Source organism: Psychroflexus tropicus DSM 15496 (assembly GCF_000378765.1).
Lineage (GTDB): Bacteria > Bacteroidota > Bacteroidia > Flavobacteriales > Flavobacteriaceae > Psychroflexus > Psychroflexus tropicus.
On record NZ_KB905342.1, the window covers coordinates 116611 to 139168 of the forward strand.

The window sequence follows — 22558 nt, forward strand, 5'->3', positions numbered from 1 at the left end:
CATATTCAGTTATTTAGCTATAGTGATGGTTTGAATAGCCTGTGGATTTATAGATATCTGCTGAGATGTTTCTTCGATATCCAACTCAAAAACCTTTTCAGTTTCCGATGGGTTAAAAACAATCAACACATGACTTCCGTCTGGATTGGTAGCGGCACTCACCTGTAACTCCTCATCAGTAGAGTTGAAATCTATACGTTTCGCTCCAGGTCTGATAAACTTACTAAAGTGAGCCATAGTATAATAAATAGGCGTATAATAAACCTCATCTGCTTCTGGATCTACAATGACAGGGGCTACACACCAGTTTTCGAACCAGTTGGGCCCTCCTTGCCTGTTTAATACCATATTCCAGTCGACCCAACCATCGACCCAGTTATTCATACAGCCGATTATATCTCTGGCATATCGGTATACAGGACGGTATTTTGGATGCAGGTGTTTCTGGTCTTCTGGAGCCCAGTCCCAGCCCCAGTCTGTAGCTTCTTTTTGCCAATACCAGTCGTCATCTTTCCATTTTGGCACCTCAGCATCAACACAGGCTTCTGTTTGGATTAAGTATTTATCGGGTGCTTTTTCATGAGCGTATTGAAGAGCTTCTTCGTAAACTTTAAAGGTGCTTTCGTACCAGTGGATGGCGGTACCATCATAATACTTGGCATTGGCCTCATTCTTATACATTTCGTCCACCCATTCCTTGATGCCTCCTCGATTTTGGTCGTATCCTAAAATTTTTAAGTCTCCTTTTCCATCCTTTTCTAATTGTGGGCCGAGATGCTCTCTTACAAAATCGGTCATTTGCTCTGGAGTATAGTGCATACTTTCCCAGTTATTGCCATTACCATGAGGTTCATTTTCAACGGTAAAGCCCCAAATATCAATTCCTTCTTTTGAGTAAGCTTCTGCATACTTAGAAAAGAAAAAAGCCCATGTATCATAATACTCTGGCTTCAGTTCACCGCCTACCCAATCATTGTTGGTTTTCATCCAGGGTGGGGCTGTCCATGGTGAAGCAATAATATTGAAACCTTCTGAAGAAGCCTGCATTGCGTCTTTGATCATAGGAATAATATCATCTTTATCTTCCTCTATACTAAAATTTTTCAAAAGCGTATCTCCTTCCACCGGGGCATAGGAATATTGACCAAGTGAGAAATCACTTGAATTCATATGTGTCCTGGTTAAAGAATATCGTGCTCCAGCATCAGAAAAATAAGCCTCGATAACCTCTTTTCGTTTCTCTGGGCTTAACTGATTCAGTAAATAAGCTGAAGCCTCTGTAAAAGATCCGCCAAAACCCGTAAACGTTTGAAAAGTTTTCTTTGGGTTAAGTATGATTTTAGATGTAGATTCCTTTTGACTAAAACTATCTACCTTAGTCAATTGATTTCCACTTCTGGACGTTTCAAAAACATCGATTTGAGTTTCAGCAGTGGTCTGCTTTTGAGCGCAAGAGCTAATGATCATAAGTAGTATCAAATTTGCGATTATCAGTTTCATAGGCTGTTTCATAAGGTTTGCTTTTCATGATTAGTCTAATGATTAAGCGTAATCTCTTTTTTAACGGGTGGCATATCCACATCTAATAGAAGGTCATTAAGTTTTCCGTCATAGGTTTTTTTAATGCTTTTCTTTCCACGTTTTAATCCTTTGAAGGTTCCTTCGTTTACCTCATCCCAAAGTGCGTATTTGGCTTGACCATCTACAGTGAAAAGGCCGAAAAAATTCTCGGAGCCGTTTGGGTATTGAGCATCTTTCCAAGGCTCATCAAAAGCTTCAAAATAGAAGCATTTGATCTTATTTTCTGTAGCCCATTCTCTCATTTTATGATAATAAAGTGCCTGCTTATATTCGTCTGTAGCTTTAGAGCCCTTAGGACCATAATGACGGTCTGAAAAACTAGCCCATCCGGTTTCACCAATATGAATAGGTTTTTCTACATCTAAAGACTTCACGTAACTCGCCACACTATCATATTGCGAAATAGCGTATCCTAAGGCACGATTCATAGCTTTATCAATTTTTACAGTATTGCTTAACTCTTGCTCTTTATGGAGCACTCCCCAGAAAATCGGATTGTAATGCGTATCGTGCATAGGATAAGTATGAATAGACAGGTAGTCTACACTTTTCACCAATTCTTCTAGTTCTGGTGTATGATATTCATGCTCTCCTCCTCCCCATGATGCAAAATTATCGGAACTGGTGATCCATAAATCTTTATTCAATTTACCTTCTTTTTTAAGCTCCTGAAGGTGCTTCACCCACTTTAAAATAATATGAGGCTGAACGTAATATGCCGTAGCCCATTTCACCATAGCTTCATTACCAACCGCGATGATTTTCACGATATCAGGATATTTGTTCGCCAGCTCTACAGCACGGCTAATTTCTGAAGCGTTGTATTCACTTTCTTCATTGTGGTTTAAAGGAAGTTCGGTCCACGCATTTTTACAATCGATCCACACTCCAAGCATCACATACATTTCAAATTCTGGATCTTCTTCTTTAAGCTGTTTTATCGATTCCAAAACGTTTGCGGCATGTGGTAGACGAACATTATAGGTTCTTAAGATCTTAATATTTATAGCCTGCAATATTTTTAAATCTTGTTTCAATTGGCTTACCGTGGGTTGCACATTTCGAGTATTTTCTCTATATCCACCGTAAGATATGGCGAGGTAATCTGGCTTCTTAAGGATTTCCTCTGCAGTTAAATTGCGTTTATTTTGCATAGATTTTTTCTCTTTTTGAGATGGTTCACATGAAGCCAATAAGGCAAGGCTTAGAAGTAGAATACTTTGGATTATCAGCTTCATATGATTTTATTTTAAAATGGAATTTTCTATGGAAACTTGGATACGTTTAATTTTCCCAGATCTTTTAAACACCTCCTTGCTTATTGAGTCAGGCAATTGAAGGCCTTCAAACAGTTGTTGATCAGTATCCTTAAAAATAACTTCAATCTGGCTGTGATCTGATTTGTTATAGATAATAGGAACCTGACAGAAGGTAAAACCTAGGCTGTCTTTTTCCAACTCTAGCTGTTGTTTTTGATTATCTAAATCTACGAATCTAAACACCTGAGTTTTATCTAAAAATTCCAAACGCCTTAACAGATGTGGTTGAAACTCTAATTTTCCTTCTTTGATAAAAACTCCTAATTCACCAAATCGACTCAGGATGTCTTCTTTAACTTGTCCAGTCATCCCTGGTTGCTGAGCACCCTTACCTAATGGCGTATGCGAATAGGGGTCGGTTGGAAATGCTCCATAAAGTTTTGGGGATTTATGAACACCAATACCTTCATTGATTTCATAATAATGCTCGAGCAAGCGGCCTAAAGTTTCATCAGATACATCTTCTTCAATAGCTTTTAAACAAGTTTCTAAGACAGCTAATTGTAGCTTGGATACCATATGCCAATAGATCGATCCTAAACCTTCATAACCGTAAAAGGTGCCAGAACGTCCAGTAAACGATTTATGATTGAAGACCTCTTCGTAGACTTTAAGCACAAGACTCTTTTCTTTTTTTGCTAAAATAGAATAGGGTTCATCTTCTAAAGCCTCTAAAGCCTCACTAAGTTTTTTCGCGTTGTTGAATTTTGCATTAAAATGATACTGGCCTTCCACATCTTTTTCGATGATACCCGTTCGTCCAGCTTTGACCAATTCTGTGAGTAACTTTGAACTTTTTACCGAAGCCTCAGGGACATGATTTCTCTCCAGGAATCCTTTCAATTCTTTATTAGGATACAGCAAATAACTATATTGATCGGACCTAAACAATTCACTGTTTTTTAAAGCATCAAGCGTGCTTAACGCTTGCTCTGAATTTAAATATCCTGAGCTTAAAACAGCCACCTGCCCTTCGAGCATTTCAGAAAGGTAATCTATAGATACTTTATCATCATCTAAAGTCATCAAATTGTAAGCATGGTATAAATTGTCCGTACGCTTATTGGCGTCGATGGCTTGTTCTAAATAAGGCAAGCTGCAATCGATAAACTGGTTGATATCCTGAGCAGAAACTGTAGACTTTATTCCAGAAAATCCACCAGTATATACTTGAGTTCTAAAAGTACTAGCTGCTTCACCTAATTGATCTAAAATCTCTTTACGTTGATGATCACTAAAACTCGACTTAACTAAGTGTTGATGAGCTTCGAAAGTTTTATTGATCTTATGAAACAGCTCAACAAGTTCTTCTGAAATTTCATAAGTTTCTGATGCATCTATATCCTTGAAAATAGACTTAAAAAAAGACAGGAATCGTCTTAAGTAAGATAAGGTTACCATGGACACGCCATTCCCTACCAAAGCATTGTTGGCATCATTCCATTCTGGACGTTGCGTATTCATCCAGATACCAGCCTCAGGGATAAAATTAGAAAGCTTTGCCAAGGTTGTTGCTAAAATCTTTTCGATAAAGTTGACGTGAAGAATTTCACCAGATTTTGAGAAAAGCAGTGCACCGTCGGCTCCAATTTCTTTTCTTTTCTTTCGAATTTCAGCATCAGCCTCATGATCAAAGTCGATGGTGTCCTTAGGATCATCTAGGATGTCTTGATAAGGCTTGATTTTGTAAGGAACATTAGCGTAAACAAATTCTGACTTATGAAATAGTTTTGATAAACTATTGGGTTTGTAATCCTCACAAAATTCTAAAAACTTTAGCAAGTAGATAATTTGGTGATCACCCCAGTAACCGATATAAGACCAGGGATCGTCTGGTTCTATGGTTTCCCAATCGAACCCGTCTTTAGTGACACGATAAGGATTATAACCATCAAAAGTGGTAGCATTTAAAAATTTATAGATCATACTCTCTATAAACTCCGGGTAAGAGTGAGCTAAACTTTCCCAGTTTTGAAAAATATCACGCCAATTACCTTCATAATCTAAAATCTTAGACCCATCATCGTCTTTGGTATTGATAGAAAATTGATTCCAAGGTCGGCTAGGGTCCCCGTGTCTACGGCTAAATTTCAGAGGTAAATATTCTAGAGACAATCTTGTAAAATCATCATTGTTGATGGTCAAACAGAGTTCTTGAAGCTTAAAAAGTGTAAAAACTTCTGGTAAGGCATCAATTTTTGAAGAGACCTTTTTAAAAAGTGAAGTATTTGCTTTCTTGATGTATTTTTTGAAATCCCAGCATTCAATTTGATAGTTATCATCGAAAATACCTCCCCGCATGATATTAAACATCGCATTGGAGTAATGCCGGATATCCCTTAAATTATCATTTGTACGTTGAAGACCATCTGCTGCACCTACAAAACGTTTTAGTTTTTCGGTTCCCTGCTTGATATCTTCCTGGATCAAATTAAGAACCTTCTTGTCTTTGATCTGATGTTGAAGTTTCACAACGGCTGATTGGTTATAATTGACATCAGCTATAATATGCCATGTTTTAGTCTCTTCAGCATCCAGTTGAAGCTGAGTATTGATAAAATAGGCTCCTTTTTCGGCTTTGATATCTTCCTCCTGACTGATGGGTTTACCGCTTCTAAAGTTTTCTAATTGTAAAGAAGATAGCAAATAGGTAGGGTTTTCGAATCCCAAAGACCAAACCACGTTGGCTTTGAGTGCCTCGCTTGGCTCTGCCTTATCTACAGGAACAGCACTAAGCGCAAAAATACCAAGGCCATGTGGTTTATCGAGCTCGCTTCTTTTATATGCATCTACCAAGTTGCTACTTTGTGTTTGCAAATCACTAACGACTCCTGCAGGAAGTACGTTTTGAAGCCCATCCAGCATTTCAACATTCAGCTTAGTATCGTTTAGGTTATGGAGTTGAGCTTCTTTGACAAAACCAAACTGATCGCTGGTAGACCAGCGGTAAGTGAATTTAAGGTTCAGAGAATGATTAACTTCTTCAAAAATCAGTTTATCTCCATAGATATTTTTGTAAAGGTTTCTTGTAATTTGATACTGTTCTACAAACCGATTAGAGAAAGGTTCCCAGTAATGAATATTGTCTGTAGAATGCACTTTAAATATAGTCTTACTTCCTGTATAGTGTGCAGACTCAGTTATCTTATCATCTGTATAATAAGGAAATAAAGTAAATTCAGCATTTCTTCTACCTGCTGTTAAGCCGCCGTTGCTAGAAATAAACATCCAGTGATTAGAATCACTGACGATGCTCATAAAAAAAGGCCTCATCGCATCATTATTGGTGATTTTTAAAAATTTTTCACCATTGATTTTCATTATTTCTAATTGTTCCTCTGCTGAACTTTTAGTCGTATTAATCATATAAATATTTAGTTCGTTTCTATTCGTTGTAACTTATTAATTGAGATGAGTTTTTAAAAAAATATAAAGGTTATAGTAATTCTAGAGACACATTATCGATTCTTACCAGACCGGCATCTCCATTAGAGTCAAATAGAACTCTGGCATCTGGGGCACCAAATTCCTGCGAACTTAAAGTCAATTCAAATACCTGAGGAGTATCGGTTAAATTGACGGTTCGTACATCATTGGAAAAATCCCCTCCGCTAAGACCGATCCCAGCAATCAATGTTCTATTGGTATCGGACCAAGCTTCAAAAGTAAGGATATAAGTTTCTCCCTGAGTAATCGGTAATTTCTGACTTAGATTCACCAAAAAAGGTTGGTTAGGATCTGGATTGGTAATGTTGACCTGATAAAATGAATTTCCATTTTCGGTCACCACTGGTGCTGGGGCATTATCATTCACCCCTACAATCCATCCTTCTGAACCATTTTCAAAATCACCATTGGTGATCAAGATAAGTTCCACTTCCACATCGGCCTGAAATGTATCGGTTTGTCCATTAGCATTAGTTGCGGTAAGAGTCACGGTATAAGTTCCGTCTTCTTCATAGGTATAAGTCGGATTTTGATCTGATGATAACGATACGCCCATGTCACCAAAGTCCCATTGAAAAGAAGAGGCTTCAGTAGACAAGTTGGTAAAGGTGACTGTTCTATTATCGATATCAGAAATAAACCTGGCTTCGAAACCCACAAAGTCAATTCCGCTATCGTTGTCTTCACAGGACAGTTGGATAAAAGAAAAGACTATAGCTACTATGATAAAAAAAACTGATTTAAGTAGTTTCATTTTAATGCGTTTTAGTTATTCGTAAACTCTTACATAATCTACAATCATCCTCTGTGGAAATTCAGTTTCTGGGGTAGGATTCCCCGGTAGATTCCCTCCTATAGCCACGTTTAGGATGATGTAAAAAGGTCTGTCGTTAAACACCCATTCACCTTCACCATCGGTTTCTTCGTCGACATCTTCAGGAGTTAGAGAGTGGTATAATACGTCATCCACATAATAATTGACACGGTTTGGCGACCATTCGATTCCGAAGACATGAAAATCTTCGTCAAACCTGTCATTTTCTAAACTAAAATCTTTGGAAATAGATTCTGCTCCGGAAAAATTTGGACCATGAAGGGTTCCAAATACAGTTGTTGGCTCATCACCCAGGTATTCCATGATATCGATTTCACCAACAGCAGGCCACTCTTCCAGTACTTGTTCGCCATCTACATTGATAGTTTTAGGTACACCTAGTAGCCAAAATGCCGGCCAGTAACCTTTGCCAAAAGGCAACTTAATGCGAGCTTCGAAGCGTCCGTACTCCTTTTCAAACAAGCCTTGAGTGGTTAACCTTGCAGAGGTATAGTTATTTCCCTGAAAAGTTTCCTGTCTTGCTGTGATGACTAAAACCCCGTTTTCCACTTTGGCATTTTCTGGTCTATCGGTATAAAACTGAAGTTCGTTATTACCCCACCCAGGTATGCCTTGCTCTGTACCGTCTCCTATATCAAATTTCCAGTTTTCTGGATTTGGGGCACCATCTTGATCAAATTCATCAGACCAGACCAGGTTATTTTTGGTAACTACTTCTTGAGTTTCGTCGAGATCACAACTGAAAAAACTTAAGGTAAGTAAACCTAATATCAGCTTATATTTTACTTTTTTCATGATTTATGTTTTAGAATTACTCTGTATAGAAATAAATATTATCTAAAAAAATAGTCGAGATTGTTGGATTATTGGCTCCGACCTCAGAATTAAAAAGCAATAGTCCTATGCGATTTCTATCTGTTAAGCCGGAAAAATCTGAAAGAGGAATATCAAAACTAGCCCAATCATCAGACACTAAATCATCTGTTGTTATAGTGAATGAGCCAACAGTTTCAGTTGCTCCATAGTTGGTCAATTCTAGTTTTATTTGATCACCAGGCTGTAACTCCTCTTGAACATTAATATCAAGATGCAAGTGGGTTAATCCAGTTGCATTTACAGGTTGTACAGCTTCTGCAGGAAATGTCACATCATTAAACACAATACCAACAAAGTTTAAATCTGTATACCGAATAATTGATTCGGGACCAACTTGTACCACACCTCCTAAAGTGGTTTGAAATGGTTCAAAGAAAGAATTATATCTTGAAACAGGTATATCATCATAAGCATCACTAAATAGAGAAACTACATCTTCTGCAGGTCTTGTAGGACCTGGGGCAAAGTTAAAGCCCCCATCAACGTTTAGTGTCAAAGATCCCGCTGCCACATCGTTTCCAATACTTGCAGTTATTTCTACTTCACCAATACCAACTACAGACACAAGGCCAGTTTCATTTATAGTGGCAACTTCTGAGTTTGAAGTTTCAAAATTAAAATAAGAAGGGGAAGCTAACACAGTAATATCTTCGCCAGACTCTGAATTGACTGTTTGAGTTAATCCCGACAGTTGAAAAGGAACCTCCAAAAAACCCTCTTGTGTTATATCATCCCCGTCAAGAATTGCTGGTCTATATTGACCAAGCGTTCCCAAGCTTTCAAATTTAATTTCATCAATCCAAATCGTAAAGCCAACACCACCAGTACTTTCTGAACCAGTAATAAATGAAAATAATCCGCTTTCCTGGGTGAGTTTGGAAGGATCTGGTATAGGAATTATAATTTTTCTCCATTGAGTAGACAATGGCACTCCAAATCGTTTAGTTGCAAATCTCTCTCCTGTAAAAGTAGTTCCAAATCCTACTTCATCAAATACTGCAGTTCGAGAAGCTTTAATCCAAAAGGTTAACGCATCATATCCAGAAAGGTCTCTTCCTTCGCCTCGATCTGAAAAAACACCTCCAACAAAACCACCGTCTGGGTCATTTGGAGCTGGTATATCTAAACGAATTGAAGATGATCCTAAATAAGCTTCAGTATCGTCTGTATCAAAAGCTTCGGGATTATACCCTTCAGCAGGATTGAAGGATTCAAAAAATTGATCAGTAAGCCCAACCGGGTTATCTGTATACACTTCTGCTGTATTAGGAAAAGTGGCTAAAACAGCATCATCAGACACTTCTCTTTCGCAACTTATAGCGACCATTGCAAATAATCCTGCAAGACCTATCCACCGAATCGAATTTGTTAGTTTATGTATCATTTCAAATATTATTTACCTATGTTAAACCTAATGTATGTCATGATTTCCCATTCCGACCCATTTGGAAACCCAACTGGACTTATTCGTGGTTCGGTATCGAAGGACCCTATTGGGGTTGCATTAGGAGCGTATCGAGGAGAAAATTCATTTAAAGACCTCCAAATTCCTCTAATTCCAATTTGGGTCGTTGGAAGAATATACCATTCTGGTTTTCCAAGTGTTGTGGATAAATCGATCATGGTTTGCAAAGGGAAGGTTAAGTTGAAATCCCTGTGATAATCGTAAGGCCCCCAATCATTTACTTTCACATCTGATTGAATCCAGAATTTCTTATATCTCACATCCAAATTAGCTCCGAAACGATCGGTGACCAATCGTTCTGAGTCTCCCTGACCTTGACCATTACCGTAGTAAAAAGTACCAACAATGCCAAGGTCTGGACTTAATTTTGAGACTATTCTGGCATGAGCTTCCCAAAGATCTTCTGCAGGAGCAGAGCTCGCAAAGGCAAAAAATTCACGAGTGTCCAGAAAACCAATGTGAGCATCCATTGTTGTTGGAAGGTGTCTATAAACAAACCCGGCACTCATCGCAAATTCTGCATCTTCTGCTTTGTTATTATCCCAGTTGTACATATAAGTCCCAGGCGTAGGGTCGTAAGTAAATAAGATTTCTCCAGCTGTGGTTTCTCTATTCCATCGCACTGCAAATGGATCATCGATGAAATTTCTAAGTCTCCCCGGTGCGTCTCCATTATTTGGCATAGGGTCAACCAGTGGCTTTTGCCATAAAAAGTTAGGAGCAATTTGCCACTTTCCTACATTGTAAGTAAATCCAGATAAAAAATTAGATTGATTACCACTACCAGTATCTTTTAGTTTCCAGCCGGTAAACGTTAAGGTAGGATCTGCGCTACCATTCGCTACAATTCCCATAACAGCACCCTGAGCATACCAGTTAAATTTACCTCCAGCGTAGGTGATTTTAGCTTTACCTCCCCAGTTATCATCAGAAGTAACTCGATCTACAACAACTTCGCCTGCATCGTTAATATCCTGATAAGTACTCCCATTAAGTGGTCGTCCTGCCCAAATCCCACCAAAGGTTAACCCAAAGCTTCCAAAATCCCTTTCAAATGCTAAAGTAGCTCTTTCCATAGGCCAGGGTGGAATAACACCACTTCGAACTTGATTTTGATCTAAGACACGTCTCCCATTTTCATCAAATTCTAAGTCGGTTTCAATATCTCGGTTATAAATACCAGTAACATTCCAGTTGGCAATGTTCTTCGTGTATTTAAACAGCATGGTTGGGTTAGCTCCCCACCACAATTGTGGTCCTAAAGCGGCTTTTAAGCCTTCAAGTTCTCCTTTTGCATCTATTTCTACACCAGAAATTATACCACCATAGATATCTAAGTTAGGTCCATAATTGGCTTCTGGATAAAGTCCAAAAATATCTCCTTCATACCCCCAGTGATAATGACCTGTTCTGTAAAATCCTCTCAAATCAAAATTATCATGATTCCATTCAAACTCAGCTTGATAGAGGTTTAATCTGTTGATATCCTCAAGAGTGACTTCCCCTTGATCGGTTTCAATGGTCACCACTCGATTTCGATTTTCGTAAAAGATTTCGTTGATTGGGTTTTGCGCAACATCTCCCACAATATTGAAGTCTACATTAAAGCTTACATTGGGTGAAGGATTACCACCTATTCCTATGAAATAAGACTGCATTTGATCGAAGCCTAATTGATTTGGAAAGTTATTTTCATTAGGATCCGGATTATCCGGAGTCGTAATTAAGCTTCCTCCAGTGTAAAATGTCGACAAGTGAGCAGACAATCTACTAATTCCTATTTTTTGGGATTCTCCACCTCCCATCGCTGCCTTGTCACCTCTAGCTCTAAGAACGGCATCCATCAGCGCTATATTATCAAAATAATTATTCACAAAAGCTAAATCCACTCCATCTTCAAACGGGTTGAGCTTGTGTGCCTCTTGAAGAGCGTAATAAGCTGCTCTTGGATACAAATCATATAAACCTCTTTCATTGGTTGGGCCTTTAGCACAGACTCCAAACCACTCTTCATTCATATTGTTTTTACCTTCTTCATGATCCTTTTCGTAGCCACCATTAGACCATGAAGCGTTACTATCGTGAACATCTAAATTGGTCGTTTGTCCAAATTTCCACCAGCCGTCACTAAATTGAAAGGTAAATCCACCTAAAGAGTTCTCTGCTTTACCCAGGCCGGCAGCATTCTGGTAAATCTCTTTCCAGTTTTCTACCATGTAGTAAGCCTGTGATTTTTGATCTTCCTTGTTATCTAACACATTGAAGGCATCTGCACCAAACTCTGTAAATAGTATAGGTTTACCATAGACATCTTTGACCCGTTGAAAGGCATCTCCAAACGATGCTCCTCTATACATATTGGTTCCATAAATATCTACATCAGGACATTCTTCTGCGATGATTTCCAGAAATAACACATCTCCATTACAAATAGCTACAGGTATAGATCCATCAATGGCTTTCATCTCTTTGGAGGCTTCGTTCATCAATTTATACATCGGCCTTCCTCTATTTTCACCAATAGCATTGATCTGGTCTTCTTCATCTGGAAAGTCTTCAGTTTCAGCACCAGCCCAGAATAAACCATAATTGTTTTCATTCCCCAAAAGATAAAGCAGAAGTCCGGGAGTTCCTTTATAGTCATTGGCTAAAGCAGTGATTTCAGAAATCAATAAGTCTTTTGTGGCCTTATCATCATACTTGGTCACCGGAGTCCAGGTCCCATTGATTGTTAAGCCATACCGACCAAAGGAATGGTTCAACATCGTATAGATTCCGTAGTTTTCATAAATGTATTGAATCCATTTAGGCTGTATTCCAGTATATACCCTTATGGTATTTACACCCATATTTTTAAGCAATCCCATCTCATCATCAAGAGCAGCTTTGATAATATCATCTGGTTGCTCCCAGAGACTATAATTGAAATTTTGACCAATAGGAACATAACTCCAATTCATACCATTAACAATGAAATCTTTGCCGTCCACTTGTAGTTTAGTCCCTGAAGCCGTAGTTACAACTTCTACCTCTTGAGCTTGAGAATACCCAAAGAAGGTGACTAGAGATAAAATACCTAGTAATAGAGTTTTTTTCATAAGTCATAGTTTTGAAAACTGTACTATCAAACTTAGCGGATTTAATTAACAAATCCTTAATAAAATACACTACAAAAAATATACATGACATAAAAGGTGATAATTTTCTGAGGATTCTATAAAAATAAGCTTAAACCCTAGAATTATAGGGATTTAGATTTGAGTAAACCATAGAATTACTAGGAAGTGTATTGTTAATGTATAGTTTTAAAAATTATTTGTAGAGGTACTGGGTTAAAGTGTAGTATCCTTTTTTAAAGTTCATAAGACTATTACGCAATCGATATAGTGATTTATAGTAAAAAGGTTTCAGTAAATGGTTTAGAAATTAGGGCAAGCTAAAATTTGAAAAGATGAAAAAGTTCAGCATTAAAATCTCCATCAATGTAAAATTTAAAAGCACCTTCTTCAACTAAGAAAATTACATAATTAGAATAACCTAATTCTTAAATATTCAAAATATAATCTGTTAGGCTAACATCACGAGATAAGTCCATTTTTTTACGCAAACGATAGCGCTTCACCTCAACGCTCTTAGTTGATATATTAAACAACGGAGCTATTTCTTTAGAAGATAAATTAAGTCTCAAATAAGCACTAAGTCTTAAGTCGTTTGGAGTTAAGGATGGGTGCTTGGTTTTCATGGTTTTCAAAAAGTCTTTATCAGCATTGTTGAAGGCCTCTTCAAACATTTTCCAATCGTCTGTATTATTGATGTTTTTATCAATGATTTTAATGACCTTTTTTGCATTAGCGGGAACAGGCTTAGCTTTTTGCAACTCATCCTTTATAGATCCAAGAAATTCATTCTTTTTAATTAAACTCATGGTGGAGACTGCCAACTCACGACTCTTATTTTCGATGTCCTGCTTTAACTTTTCATTTTTGACCTGCATCAATTCCTTTTGGTTTTCCAAATCTTTTAATTCTAGCTCTCGGTTAGCCTGGTGCTTTAGCTTTTCCTTTTGTCTTTTGTAGTACTGTTTATAAGCACTGTGAACCAAAAAGGACAGAATGATAAAAATAAAAACATAAACGATAATCATAGAGTTTGATACTATGAATGGCCTTTTGACTTTAAACTCAAATGTTTTAAGGTCAGATTCGTAGAGCTCACCCACTCTCGCTCTTACCTGAAACTCATAATCCCCAAAAGGAAGATTATTAAAAGAGGATTCGTGGGTTTTCGACCATTCAGACCATTCTTCCAAGAACCCCTTTAAACGATACTGGTATTCTGGAGCAAAATAATTATTGTAATAAGGAATGGAGTACCTAAAACTGATGTTATTGGTCTTATTTTTTAATTCTGAGGGGTTTTCCAGATTTAATTGGTGATGAGGCTCTCCATTTTCCCAATATGAAACTGAATTAATAGCTAAAGTTTTTTCAATTCGGGTCTTTAGGAATTGATCAAAATCTAATATCATATACCCCTGTGTTGATCCAATGAGGTATTGATTATTGTCTAACATCTGAACATTTTCATAGCCAGACATTGTATTTCTAGAACCCGATGAGATGGGTATAGAGGTTAATCTAAATCGGTTGTCAATTTTTCCTTGTAAGGTGATGTTGATGCTGTTCTCATTAAAACTCCATAAACTGACCTCGCCATCAGTCATGACTAGTTTACCAGAAGAATATGAGTTTTTATCATACATTTTACTTAATAAAGTGTCTGTTTTAAATTGATTAAGCTTAGGGTTGTATTTGGAAATACCATTTTGCTGAGCGTAGTAAATTTCATCGTTAAACTTTAGAATACTGGAATACAAACTCTTATTAAGTTCCTCAAATTGTTGTACTGATTCTACTCTAGTGTAATTAGAATCTAGTTTCACTTTATAAACTCCTTTGTATTCGTGGTCGATTAAGACTTGGTTGGAAGAGGAGAATTCCACAAATTTCGAAGAAAGTTCAAAATTCTCTAATCTATTTCTGAGTTGCCAGTTGTCTTGTTTTCGTTCTAAAACGCTCAAGCCTTTATAATTTCCTTGTAAAAGCAAGTTAGGTTTATTTGGGATTTCTTTAAAACACCAAGTCCCTTGGAGTCTAGAAATTTGTTCAAGTCTGTTGTCCTTTAGGATAAAGGTTCCATTATTATGGCCACACAGCAAATCATCACCGATTAGTTTTAAATTCCATACTTGTCCATTTGACCCCTCCACGAGCTTAAACTCTTCTGCTGTTTGGGGTAGTGGTCTATAAAAAAGCCCCTGATTAGTGCCTAAATAAAGTTTATCCTGATAAACTACTGAAGTATAAACGGTACCTAAAACGCCCTTATCATCTTTAAACACACGAAGCGGGGCTTTGGAATGTATGCAGTTAATACCATTATCTAAGCCCAGCCAGATATTTTCGTCGTTATCTTCATAAATGGAAAGCACAGTATTGTTCTCCAGTGTTTCTTGCTGCGTAATGTTACTTTCTATCGTTCCATTGGCCGATAGAAAAACAACTCCTTGTGAAATTGTCCCTAAAACTATCTGTCCATTTTTCTTCTGCAAACTGGTGTATACTGTGAAATCACTTAAAGAGCTAGTTGAATCAGGCCATGGCCTGGGCTGCGTAGCTAGTGTCACTATTCCCTGAGTATCCATCTGGACGAGTATATCAGAGTCATTGGTATATAAATTTATAATGTAATGATCCCTAAAAAGCTGATGATCTGAAACTAAAGTTGCTTTCCCGTCTCTTATTTTAAATAAACCTTTATTGATGATCTGAAAGTACAAATCACTATCGAGTTTGTACATTTTGGTTATTGAACCATCAATCTCGATTTTTCTCAGGCTATGGTTTTTGGTATCGTAGGAATAAATATTATCTAAAGATTGAAAAATGATCCAATGTTCAAGTCGATCTATGGTCCAAAATTGTTCATCGGTCCCAATAGAATTGATAATATCTTCAGATAATGAAAAATACTTAAGTTGTCCTGTGAGACTTTTTTCCCAATACCCAAACTCTCTGTAGCTACCAGAATAAAGTTTACCTTCATGAAAGAATACAGAACGAAGAATACTTTGGTTTGGGGAAGGATAGAGGGTCCAGGCTTCTCCATCATATTGGAGAAGACCTTTATTATTCGCAATAAAAATTTTATCATCTTCTGCCTGGGTGATCGACCAGTTTTGATTATCCGCTTTATAATCTTTTGGAGAAAAGTTAGATACAGGGGGAAGCTCTTGTGAATGAGCAACTATAGAAGTAAGAATACTCCATAGCATTAAAAATGAAAAGCAATTTGCTTTACATTTGATCCCATATATCTTCAAGTTCTTCAAGGGTTTTATTTTTGGTTTCGGGTATAAACTTATAAGTGAATAAAATAATTACGATGATGAAACCTATAAAGATAAAATAGGGTAAAGAACCATTCCAAAAGCTATTCATATTGGTTTCACTTTCAGACACCACTGGGAAAAACTGAGAAACTAAATAGTTTGACGCCCACTGCGCAGCAACAGCGATGGACATTGCTGTACTCCTGATCCGATTGGGAAACATCTCAGACAATAACACCCAAACGACAGGACCCATGGACATGGCAAACGAAGCGATAAAAAGCAAAACCCCTATTAGGGAGATTACACCAACCGATTGCTGTTGAAGGGTGATTCCTAACAAAGCAAACCCTAAAATCATCCCCACACATCCAATGTAGATTAGGGGTTTTCTTCCAAATTTATCGACTGAAAACATTGCTATGAATGTAAAAATTAGATTGATGAATGCTAAAAGAATCTGTTGGAGTAAGACATCATCTTTACCAAAACCTAAAGCTTTTTCAAAAATATCCGCGCCGTAATAAAGTACAGCATTAATTCCAGTAAACTGCTGAAGCATTGAAAAGAGGGTTCCTATAATAATAATACCTAAAATGGTTTTAGAAAAGAAATTCACCTTAGGCTTATCTGAGGTTTGATTGAGAGAATCTTGTATTTGACTAGCTTCTTTCTTCGCAAGTTCTGCACCATGAATCTTAACTAAAGTACCATAACCTTCTTGAGGTCGTTCCATTAGATAGAGCCAACGCGGACTTTTAGGAACAAAAAATAAAAGAATTAAAAATAGTCCACTCGGAATCAATTCGGACCAAAACATACGTCGCCATCCAAAGGCTATATTTTGCTCTACACTTAAGTTTTGACCAATAAAATAAGTTGCCAAAAACACTACAAAAAAACCAATTACAATTGCTAATTGATAAAAAGTAACCAGACTACCACGTTTATGAGAAGGAGCAATCTCAGCAATATACATGGGTGCACTCATAGAGGCTATACCAATACCTAGGCCTCCAAGAATTCTAAACATGACCAAAAGACTAACAGATTCTGGTAAAAATGAAGGGAGTCCAGAACCCCAGGCTGAAATCGTAAACAAAACAGCAGAAATAATCAATGAATTCTTCCGCCCCAGCTTCATGCTTAAATAGCCAGCACTTATTGCCCCAACCAAACATCCTATAAGCGCGGATCCTACAACCCAGCCTTTCATAGCAGGTTCTAAATTAAAATACTGACTCAAAAAATACTGAGCACCATTAATAACCCCTGTATCATAACCAAATAGTAGACCACCAAGAGCAGATACAGAAGTGATAAGAAGCAGAAAAGTTTTTGACTTCATTAATTTTTCTTTGTCTAGCAAAATAGAAAAGATTTTCTAATATTCGCCTTACTTCTGCTAAAGTTTTTGGAATATTGTAGAGTCAGATAATACTACAATACAAGTTCTGACTTCATAATCAATAAGCTTCTGCTTTTAAGTAAAGTACTGTTTGATTTACCACTACAAAAAAAGAATAACCCTTTACAAATTAAAACTTCAACAAAGTTTTTTTTCTAAAATGCTGAGCGTTCATTACAAAAGCAAATAGACAAGCTTTAGGGTTAAAGTGATGTCAAAAAAGTCTTTATTTCGTTCCTAATAAATTACTTTTAAAAAAATTGAAATTATGAGTGAAGTAAAAGCATACGGCGCCAAAGCAAGCGACGCCGATTTAGAACAGTTAAAGATTGAAAGAAGGGAGCTTCAACCAACCGACGTGCATATAGAAATAGATTATTGTGGTGTTTGCCACAGTGATATACACCAAGTCAGAAATGACTGGGGCAATTCAAAATACCCTGTGGTTCCTGGACATGAAATTATAGGTCATGTAGTAGAAGTTGGTAGTGAAGTGACCAACTTCAAAAAGGGACAAAAAGTAGGCGTTGGTTGCATGGTGGATTCCTGCCAAAAGTGCGATGCCTGTGAAGAAGGTTTGGAGCAGTTCTGTGAAAACGGCATGACGGCCACCTATAATGGTAAAGATGAACATCTTGGAGGACACACCTACGGAGGTTATTCAGAATACGTAGTTGTTGATGAGAAATTTGTTTTAAATGTTCCAGAAAACTTAGACATAAAGGGAGTACCGCCATTGCTTTGTGCAGGAATCACCACCTGGTCACCATTAAGACAATGGAACGTGCAAAAAGGAGATAAAGTCGGTGTGGTTGGTCTTGGCGGACTTGGTCACATGGGGATTAAATTTGCTCACGCCCTTGGAGCACATGTCGTGATGATTACGACCTCTCCAGGAAAAAGCGAAGATGCAGAACGTCTGGGTGCAGATGAAGTTTTAATCTCCAAAGACGAGGAGCAAATGAAAAAACATGCCAACTCGTTTGATTTTATTCTGAATACAGTCCCAGTTGGTCATGATGTTAATCCTTATCTCAATTTATTGAAAAGAGATAAAACCATGTGCTTAGTAGGAGCTATAGAACCTCTTAAAGGCGTTAATGGTGGAGCCTTAATCGTGAAAAGAAAACGACTCGCGGGGTCATTAATTGGTGGAATTGAAGAAACTCAGGAAATGCTAGATTTTTGTGGGAAACACAATATCGTCTCCGATGTGGAAATGATCAACATCCAGAACATCAATACCGCTTACGATCGTGTGGTCAACTCAGATGTGAAATACAGATTTGTGATTGACATGCAATCTTTAAAAAATTGAGATACATAAAATTGACTACAAAAAGTTCTTAACTCCCTTCCGAAATCAAATTTAGAAGGGAGTTTTTTTAGCCTTCTTTACATTCCCATTCTTTCAAAGTCTCCATGGAGACATAATCCAGCATTTTTTCGTGGCAGGATTCCAATTTCAAGTATAGTGGGTATCCAGCTTCCTTACTCCTTAGCCAAACTCCCATACAGACACACCACCAGTCTCCAGGCTTCAGTCCAGGGAAGCTCCACTGCGGTTTCGGCGTCACCAAATCATTACCTCTGGCTTTGTTCCATTTCAAAAATCCTTCAGTCACCTTTGCCGCTACTATGTGCAGGCCGTTATCTTGCTCCGCATATTTACAAAACCCATCTCGAAATATACCCGTCATAGGATCGTAAGAACAAGCTTGTAGCTCTGTACCTAATACGTTTTTCATGTTTCTTTTTCTTCTGATTTTGCTCTAAGATACATATTGATTGTGAAAGTTGCTCTGCTTTGAGGCGATGAAATCACTTAATTCTGGTGTTTGGATTTAGAACTACTGAAGGTTTTAGTCCAAAATACAAATGATAGAAAGACTGAAGTCGGCGTAGAGTTGCGTTCATTTACAGGTTTAAGTCCTGGTAACCTTAGTAGTTATTGCATAACAACAGATCTAGAGATTTCATTATTCCACCCCGCACCTATTCTCATGTGATTAACCCAAGTTATAGAGCGACTACATTAAGAGAAAAACTCTAAATTATCTGTTAGTTTATTAGATCCCTCATTTTCATTTTCAAAACAGCAACTTGATTTAAAAGTTATTGCAGAACACTAACGAAACGTTCAGAAAATGACATTTTGACATATTTTCTAAAATGGCTCTTAAATTGTCATGAAAAATTTTAAAAAATTGGTGTCAATTGAAGTGCTGACAACCCATACAGTGGAGGATGTGAAATCGAAAATCCACTAAAAATAATAGAGTAGACGCAGATAAAACCGAAAAGCGAAAGAGTAGGGTATTGCTAACTTAAATTTTAAATTATGAAAACAACAAAATTTTTATCAATTTATCTTTTTTTATTATCAGTATTATCAATTTCCTGTTCAGATGAAGATGAACTTGCTTATGAAACCAATTCAGATCAATTATTGAGGAAGCTGAAGTTTTAGAAACCTATTTCAATGAGCTTCCAGAAAATGTTACTAAAATTGAAAAAGTAACATCAAAGCACCCAAGACTAGGTAATTCTAGTTTAATTTCTGAAAACCTAAGATTCAATGAATCAAAAAATGCAGAATATGAAAATGCAATTTATTATTTTACTAATGATGAATATGCTACACTAAGTTATGATGGGAAAAAAGTTTATGCATCTGTCTTTAATATAAATGATGTTTCAACACAAAATTTAGTTGCAGACTTTAGTGAAGTTATCTCAAAAAATATTGTAACGATAAAATATTTGGATTCTGGTATCACTAATGTTATTTCTATTGGTTCTACGAATAAAAGTTGGGGGTCCTGCATGAACGATGCCATAGATAGACTTTATGATGATTGGGAAGATGACCCAGCTGGTACGCTTTCTTGTTGGTTAACTGGCCCATTGTGTGTAATTGGTGGAGGTATAGCTTGTGGTATTCAGCAATTATAAATTAAAGAATTATGAAAGTTAGAATTATCAAACATAAATTCATTACTATAGGTTGCTTACTAATGATATTGTTTGCTTTTCTGAAAATTTATGAATTTAGTTATATTCTCAATATTCCTATCGCTTTATTAGGAGTTTTGTCTATTTATTTCGGAGTCTTTAAACTCATAAGAAAAGCTTAATAGACTAAAGCTAAATATTTTAATAAGAGCAAGAGCAAAAATATAATACAACCATAAAAAATTAATAAAAATTCGAATATAAGAAGCGTTAAATTTGTTTTAGCTCTTGCTCTTATATTTTTTAAGTTAATAAAAGATTAGGTTATAAGACTTAAAAATCAATACCCTAACTTCACTCTTACCCTCCCCATAACCTTATCAGCCACTTCTTTTGCTTTAGCAGCACCAATTCCCAATAATCTATCGATTTCTGGCTTATTGTTCATGAAGTACTCAAACTTTTCGCGTTCTTCCTGGTAAGTGTCTCTTATCAATTCAAACAAGGCTTGTTTAGCGTGACCGTAACCAAAACCTCCAGCCAGGTATTTAGATTTTAAATCGGCAACTTCAGCCTCAGACCCGATGAGTTTATAGATAGCAAACACATTGCAAGTATCAGGATTTTTGGGTGATTCCAGTGGGGTACTATCGGTTTCAATCTGCATGATCTGCTTTCTCAGCTTCTTATCAGACTGAAATAGATTAATTGTATTGCCTTTAGATTTACTCATTTTGGCTCCGTCGGTTCCAGGAACATATTTTGAAGAATCAGAAAGCTTAGCTTCAGGCAACACAAATGTATCTCCGTACTGAGCGTGAAAGCGTTCAGCAACATCTCTGGTCATTTCGATATGCTGCAATTGATCTTTGCCCACTGGAATAAATTCCGCATCATACAGTAAAATATCGGCGGCCATCAACATGGGATAGGTAAACAAACCTGCATTCACATCACTCAACCGGTCGGCTTTATCTTTAAATGAATGAGCTAAGGTCAGGCGTTGGTAAGGAAACATACAATTAAGATACCAGGTCAATTCTGTAACTTGAGGAACATCACTTTGTCTATAAAAGGTGGTTTTCTCAACATCCAAACCAAAAGCCAGCCAGGTGGCGGCAGTAGCATAGGTGTTTTCTTTCAACATTTCAGCCTCTTTGATTTGCGTTAGCGAATGCAAGTTAGCTATAAATAAAAAAGACTCGTTCTTCGGTGAATTTGCCATTTCGATAGCAGGAATAATGGCTCCCAATAAATTTCCTAAATGAGGAACACCTGTGCTTTGCACTCCAGTTAAAATTCTAGACATAAGTTGAGTTAAATTACAAATGGCATCAAAGATAAATGTTTTGTTTATGTGGACCCATTCAATTTATTAAATTTGCCGCCTATGTATTGGATTAAGAAGTTTTTTATAGTTGTTTGGCGACTCTGGTTTTATCTCATCGTCATCACTCCACTCATTTTGCTTTTACCTTTTCTTCTCTTGACCACCTCAAAAGAAAAGTGGTACCCAGCCACATTTGCTATTGGTAAACTATGGGCCAGCATCGTGTTATACGGTATGGGATTTATTCCAAAAGTGACCTATAATACCAGACTCGACCGTAAAAAAAGCTATATGCTCACAGCCAATCATACCAGTATGATCGATATCATGATGATGATCTATGTGTCTAAAACTCCTTTTGTCTTTATAGGTAAAAAAGAGCTGGCCAAGCTTCCAGTGTTTGGCTTGATTTACAGGCGTTCCTGTATTTTAGTTGACCGCGGAAATGCAAAGAGCAGAAAAGAAGCCTTTTTGCAGGCTCAACGCCGTCTTAAAAATGGTGTTAGTATTTGTATCTTCCCGGAAGGCGGCGTCCCAGATGATATTTATAAAAAACTAGATGAATTCAAAGACGGTGCCTTCAGATTATCTATAGAACATCAGATTCCTATCGTTCCCATTTCCTTTCCAGATAGTAAAAAGCGATTCCGCTATGGGTTTGATTCAGGAAGCCCTGGTACTTTGAGAGCAATCGTACATCCTTTGATTGAGACCAGAGGGCTTGAATTGAATCTCATCAACCGTAAACTTCTCAAACAAAAAACAGCACAGGCCATAGAATCTGAGCTTTATTGGTAGAACCTTTTACAAGGGAGTTTTGGAGTTCTTGAGTATGTTAGTAAATAAACAGGATTTTGGTTGTAGGAGTTAGAATTGTAGGAAAGTCTAAAATGATAATTACATTATTTAATATTCAGTATTCGATAATCGGTATTCGATATTCAGTATTCG

At 37.1% G+C, this 22558-nt stretch carries 15 protein-coding genes; 4 read left to right on the forward strand and 11 right to left on the reverse strand.

What is annotated here, in order from left to right; translation table 11 throughout:
* Positions 1-9 precede the first annotated feature (9 nt).
* From F598_RS0100515 to F598_RS0100555, 9 genes are all read right to left on the reverse strand, one after another.
* Positions 10-1500 (reverse strand): glycoside hydrolase family 30 protein, encoded by a 1491-nt coding sequence (locus F598_RS0100515; protein WP_033408295.1) that lies wholly within the window; start codon positions 1498-1500, stop codon positions 10-12.
* Positions 1501-1535: 35 nt separating this feature from the next.
* Entirely contained in the window at positions 1536-2819 is a 1284-nt protein-coding gene (locus F598_RS0100520; protein WP_019037050.1) for a glycoside hydrolase family 17 protein, read from the reverse strand.
* Positions 2820-2825: 6 nt separating this feature from the next.
* Positions 2826-6266: a hypothetical protein gene (locus F598_RS0100525; protein ID WP_019037051.1), complete on the reverse strand. Its 3441-nt coding sequence runs from the start codon at positions 6264-6266 to the stop codon at positions 2826-2828.
* Positions 6267-6336: 70 nt separating this feature from the next.
* Positions 6337-7101: a PKD domain-containing protein gene (locus F598_RS0100530; protein WP_019037052.1), complete on the reverse strand. Its 765-nt coding sequence runs from the start codon at positions 7099-7101 to the stop codon at positions 6337-6339.
* 15 nt (positions 7102-7116) lie between these two features.
* The gene (locus F598_RS0100535; RefSeq protein ID WP_019037053.1) at positions 7117-7977 is read right to left on the reverse strand and encodes a glycoside hydrolase family 16 protein; all 861 of its coding nucleotides are present in this window, start codon (positions 7975-7977) and stop codon (positions 7117-7119) included.
* A gap of 16 nt (positions 7978-7993) precedes the next feature.
* Positions 7994-9442 (reverse strand): Ig-like domain-containing protein, encoded by a 1449-nt coding sequence (locus F598_RS0100540; RefSeq protein WP_026302423.1) that lies wholly within the window; start codon positions 9440-9442, stop codon positions 7994-7996.
* An 8-nt stretch (positions 9443-9450) separates the two neighbouring features.
* Positions 9451-12621: a glycoside hydrolase 5 family protein gene (locus tag F598_RS0100545; protein WP_019037055.1), complete on the reverse strand. Its 3171-nt coding sequence runs from the start codon at positions 12619-12621 to the stop codon at positions 9451-9453.
* Positions 12622-13067: 446 nt separating this feature from the next.
* On the reverse strand, positions 13068-15857 hold the full coding sequence (locus F598_RS0100550; RefSeq protein ID WP_019037056.1) for a triple tyrosine motif-containing protein: 2790 nt from the start codon (positions 15855-15857) through the stop codon (positions 13068-13070).
* A 22-nt stretch (positions 15858-15879) separates the two neighbouring features.
* Positions 15880-17262: a sugar porter family MFS transporter gene (locus F598_RS0100555; RefSeq protein WP_019037057.1), complete on the reverse strand. Its 1383-nt coding sequence runs from the start codon at positions 17260-17262 to the stop codon at positions 15880-15882.
* Between the two features lie 328 nt (positions 17263-17590).
* Between F598_RS0100555 and F598_RS0100560 the strand changes: the two genes are divergently transcribed.
* Positions 17591-18640, forward strand: coding sequence for an NAD(P)-dependent alcohol dehydrogenase (locus F598_RS0100560; protein ID WP_019037058.1), 1050 nt, complete (start codon positions 17591-17593; stop codon positions 18638-18640).
* 67 nt (positions 18641-18707) lie between these two features.
* On the opposite strand, the gene F598_RS0100565 is transcribed toward F598_RS0100560, so the two are convergent.
* Positions 18708-19070 carry a DUF2237 family protein gene (locus tag F598_RS0100565; protein ID WP_019037059.1) on the reverse strand — a complete coding sequence of 121 codons (363 nt, stop codon included), beginning with the start codon at positions 19068-19070 and terminating at the stop codon, positions 18708-18710.
* 593 nt (positions 19071-19663) lie between these two features.
* Between F598_RS0100565 and F598_RS15680 the strand changes: the two genes are divergently transcribed.
* Both F598_RS15680 and F598_RS0100575 read left to right on the forward strand, forming a co-directional pair.
* On the forward strand, positions 19664-19792 hold the full coding sequence (locus F598_RS15680) for a hypothetical protein (protein ID WP_019037060.1): 129 nt from the start codon (positions 19664-19666) through the stop codon (positions 19790-19792).
* Positions 19793-20085: 293 nt separating this feature from the next.
* Positions 20086-20277 (forward strand): hypothetical protein, encoded by a 192-nt coding sequence (locus F598_RS0100575; protein WP_019037061.1) that lies wholly within the window; start codon positions 20086-20088, stop codon positions 20275-20277.
* A 340-nt stretch (positions 20278-20617) separates the two neighbouring features.
* Here the strand turns inward: F598_RS0100575 and trpS are convergent, their stop codons facing one another.
* On the reverse strand, positions 20618-21586 hold the full coding sequence (gene trpS, locus F598_RS0100580; protein WP_019037062.1) for a tryptophan--tRNA ligase: 969 nt from the start codon (positions 21584-21586) through the stop codon (positions 20618-20620).
* Between the two features lie 81 nt (positions 21587-21667).
* Here trpS and F598_RS0100585 point away from each other — a divergent pair, with 81 nt between their 5' ends.
* The gene (locus tag F598_RS0100585) at positions 21668-22405 is read left to right on the forward strand and encodes a lysophospholipid acyltransferase family protein (protein ID WP_019037063.1); all 738 of its coding nucleotides are present in this window, start codon (positions 21668-21670) and stop codon (positions 22403-22405) included.
* The last annotated feature ends 153 nt before the right edge of the window (positions 22406-22558 follow it).